Raw genomic sequence first — 19,933 nt, forward strand, 5'->3', positions numbered from 1 at the left:
AAAAGGATATTTTTTCGTTATGAAAATACGGCGCGCATTTTTTCGAACAGCGCCGCAGCGAGAGCGGCGTGATCTGCCTCATTGAGATGCATGCCGTCTTCCCCGTGGGCTTCGCCGAAGGGGCTTCCGCCTACGGCATGGGCGGCGTCGAGAAAGGCCGCTCCTTTATCTTCGGCCACCTGCCGGTAGAGGGCGGCGAGAGCGCGGGATTTTTCCGGCGCGCCTTTGTAGCGTTCTCCGGCAAGGCGCATCTTGCGCTCGCCGATATACGGGGGTGAAACCAGGATGAGGGCAGGGTGAGGGTAGTCCAGGACGCCTTCCCAGGGAAAGGAAAGCACCATGTCTGCAAGTTCTCCCATGCCTTCGGCAATGCTTTCCGCCGAACGATTGAGGGCTGATTTCATGTCGTTGCTGCCCAGCATGATGACGACGGCGTCGAGAGGAAGATGCGAGAGCAGGCAGGCGGGAAGATAGTCCTTTGCACAGAGGCCAGCACCCGGCACAGCAAGGCCGCTTCCCACCGTGAAGTGGTCGCGCAGGGTGCGCCCCCCGAGGCCTTCCTCCACTACTTCCCAGTCGGGGCCGAGCATGTCGGAGAGCCTCCCCGTCCAGCGCAGCGCGCGGGGGTAGCGGAGCGCAGGGCCTTCCAGGGTGGCCTGCCAGCCGTAGGTGTTGGAATCGCCGAAACAGAGCAGACGTTTTGCGGCCATGAAAAACTCCTTGAACATCCGGGGGGAAAGAAAGATATCTTCACGCCGTTCTTGCCGGGGCGTGTGTGCGGCCCCGCGGCCCGCGGGGCTTTTGGGGAGCGTAGCATCGAGGAAGGCTAAAAGACAAGCCGTAGAAAAAACATGTAGCAGAAAGTGCCGCCCGCTATGGAGAGGGCCATGTTGTGCTTCCATGCCTGAAGAAGGATGGTGAGGGCCGCGGCCAGCGCTTCGGGCAGGCCGGAGCTTTCCGCTGTAAGAGGCCCGTTGCGGAAGCAGTACACCACGAGCATGCCCCATATGGCAGGGGGCAGCACTGTGCCGAGGTAGGCGACGATATCCGGCGTCTTTCTTCGGAAAACCAGGAAGGGAGCCCAGCGTGTGATCTGTGTGGCCAGGGCGGCAAGGGCTATCATGAGGGTGATCTGAAGGGTGCTCATGCCTGCCCTCCCGCCGGGAAAGAGAGCTTTTTGCGGAAAAGCAGAAGAAAAACGACGATGAGGGCCATGGAGGGCAGGAGGAAGTATTCCTCCCCGAAGACAAGCAGGCAGAGAAGGGTGAGCCCGATCCCGGCAAGGAAAGGGGCATGGCGCGTTTCCCTCTGCCAGCTTCCCGTGAATATGGCGAGGAAGAGGGCGGGGAGTACGAATTCCATGCCTTCGGTGCTGAAGGGCAGGGCGCTGCCGAAATACGCGCCTATGGCGGTGGAGAATACCCAGTAGCACTGGTTGAACAGGGTGACGAAGAAGAAGTACCGGTGCCTGTCCACCCCCTGGGGCAGGGGTTCGGAAGCGAGGATGGAAAAGGTCTCGTCGATGAGAGCGTAAATAAGGTACGGCCGGAAGGCCTTCGTGTCACGGTAGCTTTCCAGCATGGCGATGCCGTAGAAAAGGTGCCTCGCGTTGACCACGAGCCCCACGGTGAAGGCCGTGAACGGGGCGAAGGGGCCGGTAAGCATGCTGGCCATGATGAATTCCAGGGAGCCTGCAAGGATCACCGCGGCCATGAGGACGGGCACGATGGGCGCAAAGCCCAGGGAATGCATGTAGAGTCCGTAGGAAAAGCCGCAGAAGCCGAAGCCCACGAGTATAGGCAGTGTGGAGCGGAAGGCGGCCGCAGCCGCAAGCGCCGTGCTTCTTGTCCGGCAAGAGGGGAAAAACGCCATGAGACCTCCTGAACGAATTTTTTTGTGTAGCACCCCGCAGCAAGCCCTGCAAGAGGCGTGAAAGCTCCGCTACTGGGGATGAGCCGGGCATATTTTTCTTGCAAGGGGGTATGCCTCGGGGTATAGCTGAAGGAAATCATGTCAGGGGAAACCATGTTCGCAATCAGGGATACGGGGCGGATAGAGTCCGTTTCTTCCGTGGAAGTCTTCTTCCGCGGCGCTACCTGACGCCCGGGTTCGGCGGAACTGGAAGTTCCCTGGACTCTCTTCGGGCGTGCATGATTTTTCCCGCCTGAATCAAGGCTCTTCCTTCCGCTGCCGTGCAGGGTACACGGATTCCGCCGCACCTTGTTGCGGCATGGCAGTTGTGAGACATTCTTCCGGAGGAGCCTTTCCATGAACGGCAAGAACCCCTTTGCCAGTACGGCCGGCATCATCTTTGTCGGCGCAGTCATCGGCGTGGCAGCCATTTTGCTGCAGAAATTCGGCAATCCCGCCAACATGGGCATCTGCGTGGCCTGCTTTGAGCGCGATATCGCGGGCGGCCTCGGCCTGCACCGCGCGGCCATAGTGCAGTATATCCGCCCTGAAATCATCGGTTTCGTGCTCGGTTCCCTGGGCATGGCCCTGGTCGCCGGGGAATTCCGTCCCCGCGGCGGTTCCTCGCCCCTGGTGCGCTTCGTGCTCGGCATGATTGCGGCCGTGGGCGCCCTGGTCTTCCTCGGCTGCCCGTGGCGTACCATACTCCGCCTTGCCGGCGGCGACGGCAACGCCCTTTTCGGCCTTGCCGGGCTCGTGTGCGGTATCGCGGGGGGCACCTTCTTCTTCAAGCGCGGCTATTCCCTGGGCAGCAGCGTCAGGCAGAACGCGGCCGCAGGCTGGCTCTTCCCTCTGATCATGGTCGGCCTTCTGGGCCTTTATCTCGCCTTCCCACAGGTGAGCGGCCAGGCCCAGAGCGGGCCTCTCTTCTATTCCCAGAGCGGCCCGGGCTCAGCCCACGCCCCCTTCCTGCTCTCTTTCGGCGTGGCCCTCGTCATAGGCGCGCTGGCACAGCGCAGCCGCTTCTGCACCATGGGCGCTTTCCGCGACCTCATCCTCTTCCGCTATGCCCACCTCTTCCTCGGGGTGGCGGCCATGTTCGTGGCGGCCATAGTCGCCAACATGCTCACCGGCGGCTTCCATGCCGGTTTTGAAGGCCAGCCCGTGGCCCATACCGACGGCCTCTGGAACTTCCTCGGCATGGTGACTGCCGGGCTCGCTTTCGCCCTGGCCGGCGGCTGCCCCGGCAGGCAGCTTTTCATGGCCGGTGAAGGCGACAGCGACGCGGCCATTTTCGCCCTCGGCATGCTGGCGGGTGCAGCCATGGCACACAACCTCGGCACGGCCAGCTCCGCCGCGGGCATCGGCGCCTACGGCGTGCACGGCACACTCATCGGCCTTGCCCTGTGCCTGTTCATCGGTTTCGCTTTTTCCAAGAAGGTCTGATTCCCAAGGAGACTGCTATGCTTATTGATACGCGCGGGCTTTCCTGCCCCCAGCCTGTACTTATGGTTTACCCCCATCTTTCCGGCGCTGATCCCATCGACGTGCTTGTGGACAACACCACCAGCCAGGAAAACGTAAGCCGTGCGGCGGCCAAGAACGGCTGGAAGGTAGAGGCCAGGGAAGAAGGCGACGGCATCGTTCGCCTGGAGCTTCGTAAATAATGCTCAAGAGTATCACCGGCTGGTGGAAACGGCGTGGCGGCAAGACCGTCCCGGAAGGCCATGGCGTGGAAAAGGGCTTTCTGGTCTTCCAGCATACCGGAGAAGTCATACAGGCGGAACGCTGTCTTCAGGCGGCCGGTTTTCCGGTGGAGGTCAAGGGGCCTCCGCCGGAACTTCGCACCGGGTGCGATATGGTGGTGGCCTTTCCCCTGCTCATGGAATCGGCCGTGAGGCGCGTCCTTGAGGGGGAAAGGCTCAACCCCATGGCCGTAGTTCCCGTGAGCGGCCCGCTTCTGGAGCCCGTTTCCCTTTTCCGCGTCAAGGATTACGGCGAGTGGTTCATGGTGCAGGCCGCCAATGTGAAAATCACCGTGGAGCGCTCTTCCGGGCGCATCGTCAATGTTTCCGGCGGGGGCTGCCCGGACGTGCCCTATCTGGCCTCGCTCCTGGTGGGGCAGCAGATATGCGGGGCCGAGGAGCCGCGGGTGCAGGGCCATACCCTCTGCTCCTATGCCCTGCAGAAGGCCTTTCTGGAAGCGCGCCGCCTGTGGAACACCGAGGGAGGAGCATCATGCGCTGGCTGATATGCGGCACCGTGCCGGACGATACCTTCCCCCTGTGCATGGGAACGTGGAAGGTGGAAGGGGACAGGCTTGTGCCTGTGGATGTGAAGGCCTGCGACGGAGAGGCTCCCGTGCCCTCCGTGCCCGTGGAGCGGGGTACCCCCGCCCTTGCGGCGGCGGCGACCCTGGCCCTGGAAGCACTGGGAGGGGAGGCTCCGGCCGTGCTCCTTGCCGGGGACTGCGGCTCCTCCCGGGGGAGCGAACGGCTTTACGCTTTTCTTGCGTCCTGGCTGGAAAGTCCTGCATCGGAAGGCCTCGGCGGCCTGACCTTCCATTACCTCTTCCCCAGCGTGGACGGGCATAACCGCGTGCTCATGGCGCTGGAGGCGCGCAAGGGGCCCATGCCCGGGCTTATTGCGGACGCGGGCTTCATGTATGCCGCAAAAATGAGCGGCTACGCCTCGCGCTACGACGTGTTCACTCCCGATGCCGGGGAGCTGGCCTTCCTGGCGGACGAAAAGGCGCCGCACCCCTTTTATACCCGGGGTTTTCTTCTGGCCGGGGACAGGGATGTACCGGAACTGGCTCGTCTTGCCTGGGATCACGGCGACAGCGCGCGCCTTCTGCTCGTCAAGGGCGCCGTGGACATGGTGGCGGAAGAAGGCCGTATCCTGGGCCGTGTGGAAAAGCCCTGCCTGCCTTTCATGGAGCCGGTGGGGGGCACTGGCGACCTGGTCACGGGCCTGCTCACGGCCTTCGCCGCGGCGGGCGTCCCCCTTGCCGAAGCCTGCCTTCTGGCCGCAAAAAGCGCGAGGCGCACGGGAGAGCTCACGAACCCGACGCCCGCGACGAGCATTGCCTCCTTCATGCGCCATGTCGGCAAAGGGCTGGAAAAACCCTCCGTACAGGGAACGCCTGTACGTTGAGGCTTTTTCCTTTTACCATGGGCCGTGCTTCCGGAACGGACGCTCAGACCATGCCCGGGCAGAAGGGGATAGGCCCGAGGCTTTTCATTGCAAAATTCTTGGCTGCAAAGGAGATCCCATGGCGACATACTGCCTGATGGACAAGACGAAAGGGGCCGGCTGAGCGGCCAAGGCTTCTCCGGCGTTGCTGGAGCAGATACTTGCCGATATCACGCCGCCGCCCGACAGGGAAGGCCGCATCCTGCACGGCTTTTCCAACAATGAGGACGCCGTACTCATCAAGGCCCCGCCCGCAGGTCTTGCCCTGGTGCAGACCGTGGATATTTTAGGCCCCATAGGCAACGACGCGCGCCTTTTCGGGCAGACGGCCGCGGCCAACGCCCTTTCCGACGTGTATGCCATGGGCGGCCGGCCCTGGTCGGTCATGAACATCGCGGCGTTCCCGTCGCCTTCGGCGGAATCGGACACTCCTATATCCGTGCTGGCGGATATTCTTTCCGGCGCCATGGAAAAGGTGGCCGAGGCCGGGGCCGTGCTGGCGGGCGGGCATACGCTGGATGACGAATGGATCAAGTTCGGCCTGTCAGTCACGGGTGTGATCGACCCTGAGCGCGCCGCGAAGAACGACGCTTTGCAGGTCGGCGATGCGCTTATCCTCACCAAGCCCCTGGGGACCGGGGTGCTGGCCACGGCTATCAAGGCCAAATGGCCGGGGGGAGACGAGGCCGAACGCGAGATGTACCGCTGGACCACGAGGCTGAACGCCCACGGCGCGGAAGTGATCCGGGCCATGGGCCTGAAGGCCGCCACGGATATCACGGGCTTCGGCCTGGGCGGGCATGTGCTGGAAATGGCCCGGGGATCCCGGGTATGCGTGGAGCTTGAAACGAGCCTCCTGCCCTTCATGCCGCAGGTGGAGGAATTTGCTTCCTGCGGGCTTATCCCTGCGGGAACCTACCGCAACCGCGACTACTGCGCCTGCCGCACCATTGTGGCCGAAAGCGCGGATGAACTCAGGGCCACGCTGGCCTTTGACGCACAGACCTCGGGAGGGCTTCTTCTGGCCGTGCCCGAGGCGCGGCGTGAGGAAGCCTGCGAGCGTCTTACCGCACTGGGAGAACCGGCTTTCTTTGTGGGCCGGGTGCTGCCTTTGCGGGGAGGGAAATCAAGGCTCATCCTGGCGTGAAGGAAAAAACTGCAAGAAACGGCTCCCCGCCCGTGCGGGGGGCCGTTTTCGCGTCCGGGCGAAAAAAGAGAGCGGACAGGGTGAGTTTTTTGTTGGGATGAGCCGGGCAAAGACGAAGACGGGAAAGGCGCGGTACGGCGCTTCCGGCATGACGCTTTCCGGTCTTCCCGGCGGGCCTCCCCCCCCCGGGGAAGGGCAAACGGGCCGTGAACGCATGCCGGAGGGGGCAGCTTCAGCGCATGTCCCGCTTTCCGGCTTTCAGAAGGGAAAGGGCGTGTTCAAAATCTTCGGGGGTATTCATGTTGAGAAAAGCCGGGCTGTCTGGCCGGGGCACAAGGCAGTTCCCCCCGGCTGGAATGGCCGACCATACGCCCCAGCGTTCGTGGGCCAGGGCGTCTTCCAGAAAGGGGAGGCTTTCTTTTTCATAGATACCGATGAGCGAATCCAGAAATCCGTCACTGTCGATGAAGGTGGTACGCAGAAGAGGGACGGGGCCGGAGGGGGCCTCAAGGCGGCTTTGCCTGGCACGGATAAGCAGAGAGAGAATATCCGCCGTCATGAGGGGAAGGTCGCAGGGTATGGCGAATACCGGCTCCCCCGTGCGCTTGAGTGCCGCCACCAGGCCGCGCAAGGGAGAGGGGGGGCCGGAAGACTCGTCGGGAATGAGCAGGGAGGCAGCTCCGTGCAATTCCTCCACCTGATCGGGACGGCAGGAAAGGGCGACGCGGCTGATGCCCGGCAGAGAGGCGAGGAGCGCACAGCTCCATGCCAGCATGTTTCCCGCGCCGTGAAGCACGACGTGGGATTTGTCGCTTCCGAAGCGGGAGGAGCGGCCTCCCGCAAGCACAAGGCCTGTCATTTCACACCCCACGGGAACTGTTTTTTTCATAAGGAGACGCCTTTCCCGCTTCAGGCAGGGTGCGTTCCTCGCTCGGCCGCTCTGTGAAGGCGTGCTACTTGCCGAAGCTGCACTTGGGGAAGGTGCATACGGAGCAGGTCAGGCAGTATCCGCCTTCGCCGAGCCGTGCAATTTCGCCGCGGGTGATGCGGCGGCCCGCCAGAAGCCGGGGCAGGAGCAGGTCGAACACCGTGTTCTTGAAAAAGAGCGCACAGGCCGGGACGCCCATGACCTGCACGTCGCCGGAAGCGGTGGGGATGCGGCCCACCATGGCCATGGCCCCGGGCAGTACCGGCATGCCGTAGAGCATATCCGTAAGGCCGGCGTCCAGAAGGCCGGGCCGGGTGACGTCGCCCGGATCTACCGACATGCCGCCCGTAGTCACGAGAAGGTCCACGCCGCTTTCCAGCATGGTTCTCACTTCCGAGGCGATTTTTACCCTGTCGTCGGGCACTATGGCGGTGCGCAGAACATCGCAGCCGTACTGCCTGGCCTTTTCGCTCATGACGGGAATGAATTTGTCCTCAATAAGTCCGTTGAACACTTCCGTGCCCGTGACCAGTATGCCCATGCGTGCGCGGCGCAGGGGCGTGACGGTAAAGAGCGGCTCTTCTCCGAGCACGGAAAGGGCCTGGCCCATGTGCTCCCGGCTGAGGAAAAGGGGAATGGCCCTTGTCCCGGCAATTTTCTTGCCTTCCTGAACCAGCGTGGCATCCTGCCGGGAAGCGCACATTACCTCGGGCACGAGGTTGAAGCGTTCCAGCTTTTTTACATTCACGGAAAGGAGGCCGGAACAATCGGCCACGAAATCAATTTTCCCCTCGCGGGGAGGCAAGCTGTAGCGCACACCCGGCCCGGCCATGCGTCGGGCAAAGGCTTCGGCAGCTTCGTTCTCATGGGCAGGGGCCCCCTTCGGCGAGGGGGCGGCCCCTTCATCCACAACGGCCACGTCGAAGCGGCCTATCTGCTGGAGGCGGCAGAGATCGCCGGGGCTTACCGTCTGCCCTGCGGTGAAGGCGCTGCCCTTGAATTCACCGGGCACGATGCGCGTCATGTCGTGTGCGAGCACCTTGCCCACGGCATCCTCCGCACGCACGACGCGCACGCCCGTGGAGGAGGCGGCCTCCTTCGGAGGCTGCGTTTGGGCGGCATAGTAGGTTTCCCCCTGACAGGCTCGGCAGATGGGGCCGTCGGCAGCCGGGTAGCCTTCCCCGCATACGGGGCAGACGGCTACGGCGCCGGTCGGAGCATGGCCCAGAAGACCGGCATGCACGGTGACTTCCTCCACGCGGCAGATACTGTCGCCCGCATCTTCTATTTCCAGAAGGAGCTTTTTCTCATCCTGCGCCTTCTTGGGTTTTTTCTTCATGAGCCAGCTGTAATATTCCGGCCAGGCTTCCAGTTTCTTGAGATCCACGCTGACGCGCACGCCCTTTCCCGTGTATTTGTCGTACAAGGTGACGGCGTAGCGGCCCAGATTGCGCACCTTGACCCAGTTGTTGCCCATGCTGCACAAAGAAAGGAGCTGCACCGCATCGGGCAGGCATTTGCGGGTTTCGGAAATGGCCTCGAAGAGCGTGCCTTCCGGCAGATGTTTCTTGGCCAGCGCCACCATGTAGCCGCCGAGCAGAAGGCCGGGTGCGGCGTAGCCGTGGAAGCGTTCCGCCAGCGACTTGAACTCGTTGAATGTATGGTTGCCTATGTTCATGATGCATCCGTTTGCATGGCCGCTTTTCTTTTTCAGGAAGCGGCAGGTTGATGAGGCTCCGGCCCTTTCTTCGGGACTGCGCGAGGGACGGAAAAGCGTACATGCCTTTTGAAACGTGCGGCCTGCCGCAATGCTTTTACGGCAGGAACGATTCAGGTTCATTATTAAAGGATGGAAGACGCAATTTCCAGTTTCCTTCATCGCCTTCGGGCAGGAAAGGGCAACGGTGCAAAATAGCATGTTCTGAAAAGGCTCCCAACCGAGTCCTTTTTTCTGGAAAATCGTGATTGCTTCTGATAGCCTCGCGGCCGGAGAGATATTATGCCGGAAAAGAAGGAAAACAGTGTCGGGGGAGGCATCCTGGAAGAGAGGGCTCTGAGAGCCTTCCTTCAGGCTTTCTACCGGTGGCATGAAGAGGCTGCCGGACCCATGCAGCAATGTTCCCGCGGGAGAGTGCTGCTTATCTGCCTGCTCATCCGCTTTGCAGGGCTGCGCCTCGGGGAGGCTCTCGCCGTGGATGATGCGGACGATATCGACAAGGAAAACGCCGTACTTCATGTACGGGGAAAATGGGAGAGAGTCGTGCCCCTGCCGCGCACCGCGCTGAAGAAAATTCTGGAACTTCGCGACGCTCCCTGCAATGTGAGGGAAAAAGGGAGGCTGTGCAGGCTCGACCAGGGATATGTGCGGCGCATTTTCACCCTTCGGGCAAAGGAGGCCGGGCTTTGCAGCGTGAACCCCACGGATATACGGAATTTCCGGGAACAGGAACTTCTGCGCCAGGGCGTGCCGCTTTCCACTGTGGAGCTTGTTCTCGGCAGGGGCGGAAGGCGCAGGGCAGGAGAGCGGGAGCTTCTGCAGTTGAGAGAGTCCTTCCGTCTCTGGGAGGGGTCGCGCCAGGCAGGGCGCCACAACATGGTGAGCGGAAGGCCGTTGCTTGTCAGAAAAGGAGAATTTTCCTGCCTTGTGCATGTCGTTACCCCTTCTGGTACGGCCTTTGCGGTACGCTGCTCCACGCGCGCCCTTTCCCGCCTCGACATACGGGATCTTCAGGAAGTGAGTGTCGTCGTGCGCTCTTTGCAGGTGAAGCTTCTGCCGGGCAGGGAGCGGGAGACAAACTGCTTCCGCGCCCATGTCGTCGATATTCTGGAACGCGGTGAAGAGGCCCGGGTCATGGTCAGGCTCGCCGAGGGCGGGCAGGAATTCTGCGCCGTGCTTTCCCGGGACATGCTTGAGAAGCTTCGCCCTGTGCGGGGGAAGGAAGTCTGGGTGTTCATCCGGCCGGAAGATTTCACCTTCGGCCGGGCTTTTGCCCTCCCGGTTTGAAAAATTTGAAAAAGAAAAAGGCCTTCACAAGCATGGGGAAACATGGTGCGCTTTCTTCAGGCTGGTCTCATCTGTCGGCTGAGGAGGGCCGGATCCGGAAAGATTTCCCGGTACATGTTAGAGTACGAAAGCTTGACAGAACAAGAACAAGCGGATATGAGAACCAGACAATAATTCCACCTTTACTTTTCAGGAGAACGTGTCATGGATATCAAGCGCATTCTTGCCTGCTTCGCCGTTGCCGCCCTTTGCTTTACCGGCACCGCCTTCGCCGCTGAAAAAGCCAATCTGAACAGCGCTACTGAAGAAGAGCTCGCCGCTGATCCCAACATCGGCCCTGATCTCGCCAGGAAGATCGTGGAATACCGCGAGAACGTCGGCGACTTCTCGAGCTATGAAGAACTGAAGGATGTGGAAGGCGTTACCGACACCAAGATCAAGCAGATCAACGAACACTTCGAGATTGAAGGCGTTGCCAGCTTCGACTGCAACTGCTGATCCTTCTTGTCCCCTCCGCTTCTGCGGAGGGGCTGAATTTGCTCTTAACATTCCGGGATTTCATGGGAAATCGTTGTTTCCCGAGAGACTCTGCGGCGGGATGGCGCAGAACGTCCCCTCGTTTTTGTCCTTGGGCCGGAATGTATCATCCTAAGGAGTTCTATATGAACATGAGTGCTCTCAAGGGCCTCGGCAAGCTGTCTCTTGCTCTGCTGCTTGCCGCAAGCCTGAACGGAGTAGCTCTGGCTGGAGTGGCCCCTGCCGACGGCAGCGCGGCCATGAAGTCTCCTGCGGGCAACGCCGCCGTGGTGGCCAAACTCATCGGTCTTGTGAACAACCGTCACGAAAAGACCATGCTCGGCCTCGAACGCACCATCAACGACGGCATTGTCATTCGTCAGAGCTACATCAAAGACGGAAAGATTATCATTCCTTCCGAAGGCCTGTACACCACCGCCCGTTCCAGCAACTGGTATCCCTTCGACAATGAACCCATCACCATGGCCGGCGACACCTACCGCGTCATCGTGGATCGCTATGTGCGCGATATCGTGCGCGACGTAGTCATGAAGAAGGGCGATATCATCACCAGCAACGCGGACAAGTCCCGCGGCTGGGAACTTTCCTCCGTGGAAGGCTGGACGACCTATGGCCTGGCTGACGGCAAGGAAGCCGTGTTCAAGGTCGTGAAGACCACCGGCAACTACTACGGTTCCTCTTTCCCTGTGAAGGTCGGCACCAGCATCACCAATGACGCCGCCGACGGCGGCCTGGTGAAGGGCTCCAGTCAGCCCGTGGGCCATACCGTGCCTGACGAAACGAATAACCTCTCTCGCTTCGACTACGGGCACAACGTGTCCAGCGTCGGCCGCACCTGGGTCGTTGTGGACAAGATCGACGAAAACAACAATGTTTATGTGCGCGAACTTGCCACCGACAGCTGCACCGATATCTACATGTCTCCCGCCAAGCCCGTGGTGGGAACCTACGGCAACAACGACTCCTTCAAGGTCGGCGATGCCAGCGTGGCGGTGAAGAACATCGGCAAGGACAGTGTGGAAGTTTCCATTACCGACAAGGCCGGTACCGTCACCACCAAGAAGCTCTACATAGACTCCAAGAACGCCAAGTGGCTCATGCAGTCCATGGTTGAGCGCGACAAGTGCTATGTGGTATCCAAGGATGGCAAGACTCTTGTCCACCTGAACATCCGCCCCGGCAATCCGTTCAAGGACGGTAAGGTTGAACTGGTTGCATACTCTGATGTCATCGACGTGCAGAATGGTTCCGACTGGCCTGCTGACCCGCGGTTCCTGACACGTCCCGAGACCTGAGCGACCTGCACCTATCCGCACGAAGTCATGATCGCCAACAAGGAACCGATCATACTCGACGGCGGAGCCAACAACGTGTTTGTTGGTCCTAACAATCAGTTCAAAATCGTTATCGATGAATTTGACGGCAAGACCGTGAAGGCTTGGCATGTCGAGACCGCCAAGGCCAAGACTGACAACCTCGCGACTCGCGCCCAGGGCAAGAACATTGACCTTGTCGTCGGCAAGGCGTGCCGCTCCACTGTTCACTTCATCAGCCGCTGGTACGGCAAGATGTACGATGAACATCTGAAGGGCATGGACGTGTTCAAATAGCATCGGTCGGGCACGGGGATTCTGCGGTTCCCGTGCCCTTTTTCCATCCGCTGAGGCAGGCAGTTGATGCCCGCTTCAGCAGAAGGGCCAGGCTGAGGTCTGGCTTTTCTTTCCCATCCATACGCGCAGCGGTGTACTTTTCACCGGCGATACACCCTGAAAGAGGGGGGGCGGAAGGATTTCTTCCAAGGGGACCCCGGAAGAAGGATTCCCCGCTCCGGGGCGGTCCGGCCCGGGTAACGCGGCGGAAGCGGCGCGTATTTTCAGGCAGTTTGCTGCCCAACAAGTTCAACAGGCAGGTTCATCATGCCCGACGCTTACTCACGAAGAAATTTTCTTAAGTTGAGTGCGGCTCTGGTCGCAGGGGGCGCGGCTATCGCCAATCCCTCCCAAGCCCGCGCTATCGGTTACGTTCCCCCCAAAGGCGGTCCTGTGACGGAAGTCAAGGGCTACTGCCCCTTCTGCCAGGTGCGCTGCACCTATACCGCCCGCGTGCAGGACGGCAAGATCCTGAACATCACCGGCGACAAGGAGAATCACTGGACAGGCGGGGCCATGTGTCCCAAGGGTATGTCCATCCTTGAGCTCATGGACAGTCCCTTCCGCATCACCGAACCCATGTACCATGAGCCGGACGGAAGCTGGCGCAGGATCAGCTATCAGGAAGCGGTGGACATGGTGGTGGAACGCATGAAGGCTGTGCGCGACAAGTACGGTGAGAAGGGCGGCAACCGCGTCGCGCTGACCATGCCTTTGTGGGACTGCTTTGAATCCGAGGTGGCCGCACTCATGACACTGCGCACCGTGGGCTGCGTACAGGCCATGCCTCCCGGGGAAACCTGCGTGTCTACGGCTTCAAACATGCTGGGCCTCATGCTCGGCGTGAACAGCGGCTCTACTCAGGTGGACGAACTGCCCAAGGCGGAAACCGTCATACTCTGGGGTGCCAACGTCAACGATCTTTACCCCCCTTATACCCGCTGGCTCAAAGCCGCGCGCGAGGCGGGCACCAAGATCATCTATATTGACCCGCGCAAAACGCGCACCAGCATCTGGTGTGACAATCAGCTCCGCCCGCAGCCCGGCACCGACGGTGTGCTTGCGCTCGGCGCTATTCACTACATTCTGGAAAAGGGCGCCTATGCTGAAGAGCGGGCCCGTTTCCAGATAGAGGACTTCGAGAACCTCGCCCCGCAGACGGAAAAATTCACGCTGGAGCATGTGCAGTCCATCACCGGGCTTTCCCGCGAGGAGCTGGTCGCCTTCTATGATACCGTGGCCTCAAGCAGAAAGACCATAGTCTGGATCGGCGGTTCTCTGTCCCGCCAGACCAACGGTATCACCACCGACCGCTCCATTATTCTCATGCAGGCCCTGCGCGACAACCTCATCGGCGAAGGCAAGGGCATGCTCACCTTCCAGAGCGGCAAGCCCGGCGGCGGCGAGGAGCTGGTGGATCACTATTTCGGCGAGAACCATACCCCGAAGATGAACTTCCGCCGCCTGCGCATGGCCATGGAAAAGAAGAACCTCGATATTCTTTTCCTGAACTCCAGCTATCGCCGCAACCCCGACGCGCTCGGCGTGCGCAAGGCCATACAGAAGGTCCCCTTTGTGGTGCATATGGGCTTTTTCCTGGATGAGGAGTCCGAAGTTTCCACCCTGTTCATTCCCGCCACCTTCGGCCCGGAAAGTCAGGGCTGCGGCTACGGCAACGAGAATCAGGTGGCCTGGCGTGAAAAAATCGTGGAGGCTCCCGGTTCCTGCGTGCCTGCCTGGCAGTTCTATCGCGACATAGGCCTCAAGATGGATCCTGAGCATTATCCCAATTTCAAGGATCCGGAAGAAATATGCCGTATGATGCAGAAGGAGGTTCCTTCCTGGAAGGGTATCACCATGGAGCGTATGCGTTCCTCCGCCACAGTGACGTGGCCCCTCTATGCCGAGGGCGATGAGGAACGCAAGGGTACGGTGTTCACCGAGGGCAAGCTTCTTACCGCTACGGGCAAGATGACTGTGGTGGACAGGGTATTCGGCGGCATCAACCGTTGGGACTACCCCAAGGGGCATCCGAAGAGCAAGGACGGCAAGAAGGATTTCCCGCTCATCCTCACCCAGGGCAAGCAGCTCTGGCACTGGCAGCAGACGCTCACCAACTTCGCCCGCTCCATGGCGCAGTTCTCGAACGGCCGCTTCGTACAGGTCAACCCGAAGACTGCTCAGGAGCTCGGCCTCAAGCAGCGCGACCGCGTGATGCTGGAAACCACCATGGGCGGTATCGAAGCCTGGGTGGACATTACGGACAACGTGCTGCCCGGAGCAGTGTTCACCCCGGCCAACTGCTGCCGGACCACGCCGCTTAAGGAAAATCAGAGCGAATCCATCTGCGATATCCTCCCGAATTACTGGGACCGCATTTCTGCGCAGCACAACTGCACGGGATGCCGCCTGAGAAAAATATGATGAGAGGTCGTCATGGCTCGATATGTCATGGTCATTGATTCTGAAAAGTGCATGAACTGCAAGGCGTGCATCATTGCCTGCCAGCAGCGCAATCATGTTCCCTACGGCCTTTCCCGCAACTGGGTGCATGAAACGGACAGTAAAAGTTCCCCCTGCGGCTTCAAGTTCCAGCCCGGGGCCTGCATGCATTGCGACGATCCTTCCTGCGTGCGCGCCTGCCCTACGGGAGCCACATGGAAGGGGGCGGACGGCGCTGTGGAAATCGACCGTTCCCGCTGCATAGGTTGCGGAAGCTGCATTGCCGCCTGTCCCTACCATGCAAGGTTCCGCCATCCCGTGACTGGCACGGCAGACAAGTGCGACTACTGCCGGACGAGCACTCCCGGCGAAGTTCCGGCCTGCGTGGCCGTGTGCCCCGTGCACTGCCGTATCTTCGGCGATGCGGACGATCCCTCCTCCGATGTTGCGAAAGCCCTTGCCTCGCGCAAGGCTGTGCACGTCATCCCCATGAACAGCGGCGCAAAGCCCACGCTGACCTATCTTGACGCCACCACCCCCGCAGCCCTGCCCGAAGGCGAGACCGTGAGCTATCCCGTGGACGCCATGCGGCCTCTGGCCAAGGGCGTCACCTGGGTGGGCGGCCTTGTGCTTGCCGCACTGACGGGCACTTTTGTCCGCCAGCTCATCAAGTCTTCCGAAAAGGAAGATGAGGAAATCGCGGCGGAAAAGAAAGGTGCGGCCGCCGAAGCGAAGAAGGAGGATAACGCATGATCCGTCGACATTCCCGTTCCGCGATATTCATGCACTGGTTCAATGCGGTCTGCTGGATATTCCTGCTTTTTTCCGGCTTCGCCCTGCTTGCCGGTGAAATGCAGCCCGTAGGCGAGTGGTGGATCAATCTCTGGCAGGGAATCTTCGGCGACAGAGGCCTTCTGGTGGCGCACCTTGCCGTGGGCTCCCTGTGGGTTGTCGTGTACGCCCTGTATATCGTGATTTTCTGCCGCAAGGAGGTTCTGCCTTTCCTGCGCGAAGTCACCACCTTCCATATCAAGAGCGATATCGAATGGTGCATGAAGAAGGGGCTCTGGCTGGTGCTCGGCCCGAAGAAGACCATGAAGCTCGGTATAGATCCGGCGCTTCCGCCTCAGGGCTTTTACAATGCCGGTCAGCGCATGGTGGCCGTCATGGCCGTGCTCGCGAGCATAGGCCTTGCCGTGACGGGCATCATCATGGGCTTCTTCTCCGGCAATGTGGAATATGCCCTGTCGGAAACTGTGCTGCAGTGGAGCATTTTCCTTCATTTCTGCTGCGCCGCCGTCATGGCCATACTGCTGCCCGTGCACATTTACATGGCCGCGCTGGCTCCGGGCGAAGGCCCGGCCCTGCGCTCCATGTTCACGGGTTTTGTGCCCAGGCATCACATAGAGCATCATAACCCGCTCTGGTATGAGGCTTTGAAGAAGGAAGGCCGCCTGTAAGGTATTGCCTGAACCATGGGAAAAGAGCGGAGTCCGCAGAGGCTTCGCTCTTTTTTTGAGCTTCCGGCCGTCGGGGCGGCAGGCTCGACGGAGAATGGAGCATGAGGACGCCTCCTTTTTATTTTACCGCAAAAGGAATGTGCGGAAAAGGGCGGGGGCACCGTACGGGATCCGCAGCGGCATGCGCCCGGATAGCGGGGAATGGCAAAGGCACGTCTTCCGCCTCAAAGCAGTGGCAGGGAGGCGTGACGCTCGTCTGCCGCGCAGCCTTTGCGAGGATCTCTTTTCCGTACCGAGTTGTGGGACGTGCCGACACTTCCCTTATTTTTAAAGCTTTACTTTAAAGATATGGGAGTCTTTGCCGATGGATTCCGCCGGGAAGCGACCGGACATGTTTTTTCTGAAAAGAAAGCCGCAGTCGTGAGGAAGGCTGTTGTTCTCGGCCGTGAGAGGCAGGGCGGGCGGGTCCGGCTTATGTCCCGGATACGATGCAGCTAGGTACCGCCCGGCAAAGAGTGCTCCGGAGCTCTTTCCGGGGGCTTGCGGCAGAGAAGCTGCGGGCCCTCTTCGGAAAAGAGGGGCATTGCCTCCGCCGGAGGCGAGATGCGCCTGCCGCAGGAAAGAACATGGAATGACGCAGGGCAGGCTTGTACTGCCGCCCGCAGGCAGCGGCAGAGGAGCTAGTCCTCCCTGTGGACGCGCATTTCGAGAAGGAAGGGAAAGCGTTTTTTCCGGACGGCCCAGAGCTCTATCCTCATGCGGTAGAGCACATGGCGTGCGAGCCGGTGCTCCGGGGGAAGGGCGGGGTGGTCGAAGTCGTCTTCCGGGCGATGTTCCATGCCGAGCCTCTGCATGACGCGCTCTGAGGGCGTATTGAGCGTGGCGGTGAAGCTGCATATCTCCTTCAGCTGAAAGAGGGAAAAGCCCGCTTCCATGGCAAGGGCCGCCGCTTCCGTGGCAAAGCCCTGCCCCCAGAAGTCCTTGTGCAGCCTCCATCCGATCTCGACAAGAGAAGGCTTGAAGGCCGGCACGTTCAGCCCGACGAATCCCGCAAAAGGGGTAAGGCCCGGAATGTCCAAAGCCCACAGTCCGAAGCCCTGCCGCTTCATGCGCTCCTGAAGAGCGGCTGCCAGGGCATCACTTTCCTCATGGGTCAGCGGGGCGGGAAAAAAGCGCATGACGGTGGGGTCGGCATTCAGCACCCGGAAAGGGGCAAGATCGTCTTCCTTCCACGGGCGCAGGCGGATGCGCGGAGTTTCAAGAATCATGTTTTCTCCTTGCGGTAAGGCCATGGGCGGTACGCGGCCTGCCGTTTTTCTGGAGGCTTTGCGCTTCCGGGGCGTTTCTCCGGCGGGCTGAAAGCGCCGTGGCTGTTTTGGGGCAGGGCAAGCAAGTCCGGCTGCCGGGAAAAAAGGGAGCGGGATGAAGTACTGGTTCCCCGTCCGTGAGGGCAGCCTTTACCTCGGCAGGGAAAACTTTTTCCTTGCGCGACGTTTCCCTTTTTCCCGGGACGGCCGGGGAAGCCCCCTTGTTGTTTTTCCGGCTCTGCATGAGTTTTCCCCGAAAAGTACGCAGGTAAAGCGGCCGCAACCGCCTGCTCGGCAGGGAAAGAGAGGGGAAGCCCTCAGAGGGCGGCGTGCCGGAATTCCTTGTAGCTGACGCCGTATTTTTTCATGCGCAGGGCCATCATGCGCTCCGTGAGTCCCAGGGCCTTCGCGGCATGGCCGAGGTGGCCCTGAAAATGGGAAAGGGCTTCGATGATGTAGGCGCGCTCCATCTCGTCCAGCCGCTGTTGCAGGGAGCCCATGAGGGGATGCGCCTCAGAGCCGCCTTCCTCGCCGTAGGGGCAGCCTGAGCTGTGCAGGTTGGGCGGCAGGTGCAGGGGCAGGATAAGCCCTTCCTTCCCGACCAGAAGCACGGCGCGTTCCATGATATTTTCCAGCTCGCGGATATTGCCCGGCCAGCGGTAGCGCTGGAGCATTTCCATGGCGGAAAGGGAAAGGCGTACGCCTGTTTTGCCGTTGGCCGTGCTGTAGCGTTGGATGAAATGCGCCGCAAGGGAAAGAATGTCTTCCTGCCTGTCACGAAGAGGGGGAAGTTGTATGGGGAAGACATTGAGGCGGTAATAGAGATCCTTGCGGAAGGAACCTTCCCTGACCATCTGCTCCAGGTCGCGGTTGGTGGCGGCGATGAGCCGCACGTCGACCTGTATGCTTTCCATGCCGCCCAGGCGTTCGAAACTGCGTTCCTGAATGACGCGCAGAAGCTTGGCCTGCATGGCCAGGCTGAGTTCTCCCACCTCATCCAGAAAAAGAGTGCCCGTGTCGGCCAGTTCAAAGCGTCCCTTCCGTATACCCGTAGCTCCGGTGAAGGCTCCGCGTTCATGGCCGAAAAGCTCGCTTTCCACCAGGCTGTCGGGCAGGGCGGCGCAGTTCAGGGAAATGAAGGGCTTGTTCCTTCTTCCGCTCGCTTCGTGTATGGCATGGGCAGCCAGTTCCTTGCCCGTGCCGCTTTCTCCGCGGAGAAGCACCGTGGTGGAAGAGGGCGCGGCCTGTCGTATGCGGGTGAACACAAGATCCATGACCTCGGATTGTCCGATGAATCCCGGGATGCGGCCGGGCCTGGCTTCTTCCTTTTTGCGAGGAGCGGGAGAAAGGCCGGCACGGCACAGCCCGGCGGTGTGGGAAATGAGGGAGGCGATGACGGTGAGCAGGCGGCTCTGATCGTCCAGCGTTTCCCTTGCCCCGGTTCTGCGATCCACGGCAAGCGCGCCCACAACCTGATCATCCAGACGGATGGGCACACAGAGAAAAGCCGTGTGTTCCTTGCGCAGGTTTCTGGATCTTGTTCTGTTGAGAAAGCGCGTGTCGCCCGCCACGTCGGGCACGATTTCCGGCCGCCCTCCGGCAATGACACGGCCGGTGATGCCTTCGCCCATGGCATAGTGGCCCCGTGCTTCTTCCGTGGAGGAAAGCCCGAGAGATGCGTAGATGCGCACTTCGCTTCCGTCGGGGTCGGTAAGTGCGATGGAGGCCCGCTTCACGGCCAGGTGCCGGGCCATGATCTGAAGCGTGAGCTGGAGCGCCTCGCGCGGGGGCAGGGAACGCTCCAGCGCGTCGGCGATTTCGGTAAGCAGGACAAGGTACATGGTGAGTGTGGACGTTGAATATCCCGGAAGACGGGCCTTGGGCTCGGTGCAAAGATGCGGCCGGAGAAGCGCTCTAGGATTGCACAGGGCCAGGGAGGGGCTCAGCGCATGACGATATCGGCGAACACGGCGTTGACCGCGCGGGCCAGATCCTCCGGCGCGATGAAGAACTGCAGGCCGCGCTGTCCGGCGGAAACATAGATTTTTTCAAAATTCCTGGCGGATTCGTCGATGCAGACGGGGTAGGGCTTCTTTGTGCCCACAGGGGAGCACCCCCCTCTGATGTATCCCGTCAGCGGAAGTACTTCTTTAAGAGGTACCATTTCCACGTTTTTGTCGTGAAAAACAGCGGCGAGTTTTTTCAGGCTGAGCTCGGCGTTGCCGGGGACAACGGCCATGGCGATGCCGCCCGGATGCCCGCGCGTGACGAGAGTTTTAAACACGCAGGAAGGATCCACCCCCATGCTTTCCGCAACGTGCGTGGCGGAGAGATCATCAATATCCACAGGATA

At 60.8% G+C, this 19,933-nt stretch carries 20 protein-coding genes; 12 read left to right on the plus strand and 8 right to left on the minus strand.

All coding sequences use genetic code 11. The features are described 5' to 3' along the window. Positions 1–17 precede the first annotated feature (17 nt). The 3 genes from K8W16_RS10100 to K8W16_RS10110 form a co-directional block, all read right to left on the minus strand. Positions 18–710: a GDSL-type esterase/lipase family protein gene (locus tag K8W16_RS10100; RefSeq protein WP_304123236.1), complete on the minus strand. Its 693-nt coding sequence runs from the start codon at positions 708–710 to the stop codon at positions 18–20. Between the two features lie 116 nt (positions 711–826). Further along, positions 827–1,147, minus strand: coding sequence for a branched-chain amino acid transporter permease (locus tag K8W16_RS10105; RefSeq protein WP_304123238.1), 321 nt, complete (start codon positions 1,145–1,147; stop codon positions 827–829). Then, a complete protein-coding gene (locus K8W16_RS10110) occupies positions 1,144–1,872 on the minus strand; it encodes an AzlC family ABC transporter permease (protein ID WP_304123241.1) in 729 nt (242 codons plus the stop codon). Before K8W16_RS10110 ends, K8W16_RS10105 begins: the two co-directional genes overlap by 4 nt. Before the next feature lie 396 nt (positions 1,873–2,268). On the opposite strand from K8W16_RS10110, the gene yedE reads away from it, so the two are divergent. From yedE to selD, 5 genes are all read left to right on the plus strand, one after another. Next, the gene (gene yedE, locus K8W16_RS10115) at positions 2,269–3,357 is read left to right on the plus strand and encodes a YedE family putative selenium transporter (RefSeq protein ID WP_304123244.1); all 1,089 of its coding nucleotides are present in this window, start codon (positions 2,269–2,271) and stop codon (positions 3,355–3,357) included. A gap of 17 nt (positions 3,358–3,374) precedes the next feature. Beyond that, entirely contained in the window at positions 3,375–3,578 is a 204-nt protein-coding gene (locus tag K8W16_RS10120; protein ID WP_304123247.1) for a sulfurtransferase TusA family protein, read from the plus strand. Further along, on the plus strand, positions 3,578–4,162 hold the full coding sequence (locus K8W16_RS10125) for a DUF3343 domain-containing protein (protein WP_304123250.1): 585 nt from the start codon (positions 3,578–3,580) through the stop codon (positions 4,160–4,162). The genes K8W16_RS10120 and K8W16_RS10125 overlap by 1 nt, the downstream gene beginning before the upstream one ends. Next, a complete protein-coding gene (locus tag K8W16_RS10130; RefSeq protein ID WP_304123253.1) occupies positions 4,150–5,067 on the plus strand; it encodes a sugar kinase in 918 nt (305 codons plus the stop codon). The genes K8W16_RS10125 and K8W16_RS10130 overlap by 13 nt, the downstream gene beginning before the upstream one ends. A gap of 118 nt (positions 5,068–5,185) precedes the next feature. After that, positions 5,186–6,253, plus strand: coding sequence for a selenide, water dikinase SelD (gene selD, locus K8W16_RS10135; protein WP_304123256.1), 1,068 nt, complete (start codon positions 5,186–5,188; stop codon positions 6,251–6,253). Between the two features lie 232 nt (positions 6,254–6,485). Here the strand turns inward: selD and K8W16_RS10140 are convergent, their stop codons facing one another. Together K8W16_RS10140 and K8W16_RS10145 are read right to left on the minus strand one after the other, a co-directional pair. Next, complete coding sequence (locus K8W16_RS10140; protein WP_304123259.1) at positions 6,486–7,142, minus strand: molybdenum cofactor guanylyltransferase; 657 nt, start codon at positions 7,140–7,142, stop codon at positions 6,486–6,488. A gap of 64 nt (positions 7,143–7,206) precedes the next feature. Further along, positions 7,207–8,859 carry an FmdE family protein gene (locus K8W16_RS10145; RefSeq protein WP_304123262.1) on the minus strand — a complete coding sequence of 551 codons (1,653 nt, stop codon included), beginning with the start codon at positions 8,857–8,859 and terminating at the stop codon, positions 7,207–7,209. Positions 8,860–9,180: 321 nt separating this feature from the next. On the opposite strand from K8W16_RS10145, the gene K8W16_RS10150 reads away from it, so the two are divergent. The 7 genes from K8W16_RS10150 (at position 9,181) to K8W16_RS10180 (ending at position 16,273) form a co-directional block, all read left to right on the plus strand. Continuing rightward, the gene (locus K8W16_RS10150; protein ID WP_304123264.1) at positions 9,181–10,185 is read left to right on the plus strand and encodes a TOBE domain-containing protein; all 1,005 of its coding nucleotides are present in this window, start codon (positions 9,181–9,183) and stop codon (positions 10,183–10,185) included. A 204-nt stretch (positions 10,186–10,389) separates the two neighbouring features. Next, positions 10,390–10,683: a helix-hairpin-helix domain-containing protein gene (locus K8W16_RS10155; protein ID WP_304123267.1), complete on the plus strand. Its 294-nt coding sequence runs from the start codon at positions 10,390–10,392 to the stop codon at positions 10,681–10,683. Between the two features lie 164 nt (positions 10,684–10,847). Next, complete coding sequence (locus K8W16_RS10160) at positions 10,848–12,017, plus strand: hypothetical protein (RefSeq protein WP_304123270.1); 1,170 nt, start codon at positions 10,848–10,850, stop codon at positions 12,015–12,017. A gap of 75 nt (positions 12,018–12,092) precedes the next feature. Continuing rightward, positions 12,093–12,332 carry a transcription factor gene (locus K8W16_RS10165; RefSeq protein ID WP_077073011.1) on the plus strand — a complete coding sequence of 80 codons (240 nt, stop codon included), beginning with the start codon at positions 12,093–12,095 and terminating at the stop codon, positions 12,330–12,332. A gap of 306 nt (positions 12,333–12,638) precedes the next feature. Next, positions 12,639–14,795, plus strand: a complete 2,157-nt coding sequence (locus K8W16_RS10170) for a molybdopterin-dependent oxidoreductase (protein WP_304123274.1) — start codon at positions 12,639–12,641, stop codon at positions 14,793–14,795. A gap of 12 nt (positions 14,796–14,807) precedes the next feature. Next, on the plus strand, positions 14,808–15,566 hold the full coding sequence (locus tag K8W16_RS10175) for a 4Fe-4S dicluster domain-containing protein (RefSeq protein ID WP_304123277.1): 759 nt from the start codon (positions 14,808–14,810) through the stop codon (positions 15,564–15,566). After that, complete coding sequence (locus K8W16_RS10180) at positions 15,563–16,273, plus strand: formate dehydrogenase subunit gamma (protein WP_304123280.1); 711 nt, start codon at positions 15,563–15,565, stop codon at positions 16,271–16,273. Before K8W16_RS10175 ends, K8W16_RS10180 begins: the two co-directional genes overlap by 4 nt. 680 nt (positions 16,274–16,953) lie before the next feature. Here the strand turns inward: K8W16_RS10180 and K8W16_RS10185 are convergent. From K8W16_RS10185 to ybaK, 3 genes are all read right to left on the minus strand, one after another. Beyond that, positions 16,954–17,541 carry a GNAT family N-acetyltransferase gene (locus tag K8W16_RS10185; RefSeq protein ID WP_304123282.1) on the minus strand — a complete coding sequence of 196 codons (588 nt, stop codon included), beginning with the start codon at positions 17,539–17,541 and terminating at the stop codon, positions 16,954–16,956. A gap of 356 nt (positions 17,542–17,897) precedes the next feature. Then, positions 17,898–19,421: a sigma-54-dependent Fis family transcriptional regulator gene (locus tag K8W16_RS10190; RefSeq protein WP_304123284.1), complete on the minus strand. Its 1,524-nt coding sequence runs from the start codon at positions 19,419–19,421 to the stop codon at positions 17,898–17,900. A gap of 101 nt (positions 19,422–19,522) precedes the next feature. Next, on the minus strand, positions 19,523–19,933 hold a 411-nt coding region (ybaK, locus tag K8W16_RS10195; protein ID WP_304123288.1), incomplete at its 5' end, for a Cys-tRNA(Pro) deacylase.

This window comes from Mailhella massiliensis (genome assembly GCF_020741395.1).
Taxonomy (GTDB): domain Bacteria; phylum Desulfobacterota; class Desulfovibrionia; order Desulfovibrionales; family Desulfovibrionaceae; genus Mailhella; species Mailhella massiliensis_A.

Coding starts and splice junctions, on each gene's coding strand:
- K8W16_RS10100 (WP_304123236.1), bottom strand. CDS start 710: ATGGCCGCAAAACGTCTGCTCTGTTTCGGCGATTCCAACACCTACGGC.
- K8W16_RS10105 (WP_304123238.1), bottom strand. CDS start 1,147: ATGAGCACCCTTCAGATCACCCTCATGATAGCCCTTGCCGCCCTGGCC.
- K8W16_RS10110 (WP_304123241.1), bottom strand. CDS start 1,872: ATGGCGTTTTTCCCCTCTTGCCGGACAAGAAGCACGGCGCTTGCGGCT.
- yedE (WP_304123244.1), top strand. CDS start 2,269: ATGAACGGCAAGAACCCCTTTGCCAGTACGGCCGGCATCATCTTTGTC.
- K8W16_RS10120 (WP_304123247.1), top strand. CDS start 3,375: ATGCTTATTGATACGCGCGGGCTTTCCTGCCCCCAGCCTGTACTTATG.
- K8W16_RS10125 (WP_304123250.1), top strand. CDS start 3,578: ATGCTCAAGAGTATCACCGGCTGGTGGAAACGGCGTGGCGGCAAGACC.
- K8W16_RS10130 (WP_304123253.1), top strand. CDS start 4,150: ATGCGCTGGCTGATATGCGGCACCGTGCCGGACGATACCTTCCCCCTG.
- K8W16_RS10140 (WP_304123259.1), bottom strand. CDS start 7,142: ATGAAAAAAACAGTTCCCGTGGGGTGTGAAATGACAGGCCTTGTGCTT.
- K8W16_RS10145 (WP_304123262.1), bottom strand. CDS start 8,859: ATGAACATAGGCAACCATACATTCAACGAGTTCAAGTCGCTGGCGGAA.
- K8W16_RS10150 (WP_304123264.1), top strand. CDS start 9,181: ATGCCGGAAAAGAAGGAAAACAGTGTCGGGGGAGGCATCCTGGAAGAG.
- K8W16_RS10155 (WP_304123267.1), top strand. CDS start 10,390: ATGGATATCAAGCGCATTCTTGCCTGCTTCGCCGTTGCCGCCCTTTGC.
- K8W16_RS10160 (WP_304123270.1), top strand. CDS start 10,848: ATGAACATGAGTGCTCTCAAGGGCCTCGGCAAGCTGTCTCTTGCTCTG.
- K8W16_RS10170 (WP_304123274.1), top strand. CDS start 12,639: ATGCCCGACGCTTACTCACGAAGAAATTTTCTTAAGTTGAGTGCGGCT.
- K8W16_RS10175 (WP_304123277.1), top strand. CDS start 14,808: ATGGCTCGATATGTCATGGTCATTGATTCTGAAAAGTGCATGAACTGC.
- K8W16_RS10180 (WP_304123280.1), top strand. CDS start 15,563: ATGATCCGTCGACATTCCCGTTCCGCGATATTCATGCACTGGTTCAAT.
- K8W16_RS10185 (WP_304123282.1), bottom strand. CDS start 17,541: ATGATTCTTGAAACTCCGCGCATCCGCCTGCGCCCGTGGAAGGAAGAC.
- K8W16_RS10190 (WP_304123284.1), bottom strand. CDS start 19,421: ATGTACCTTGTCCTGCTTACCGAAATCGCCGACGCGCTGGAGCGTTCC.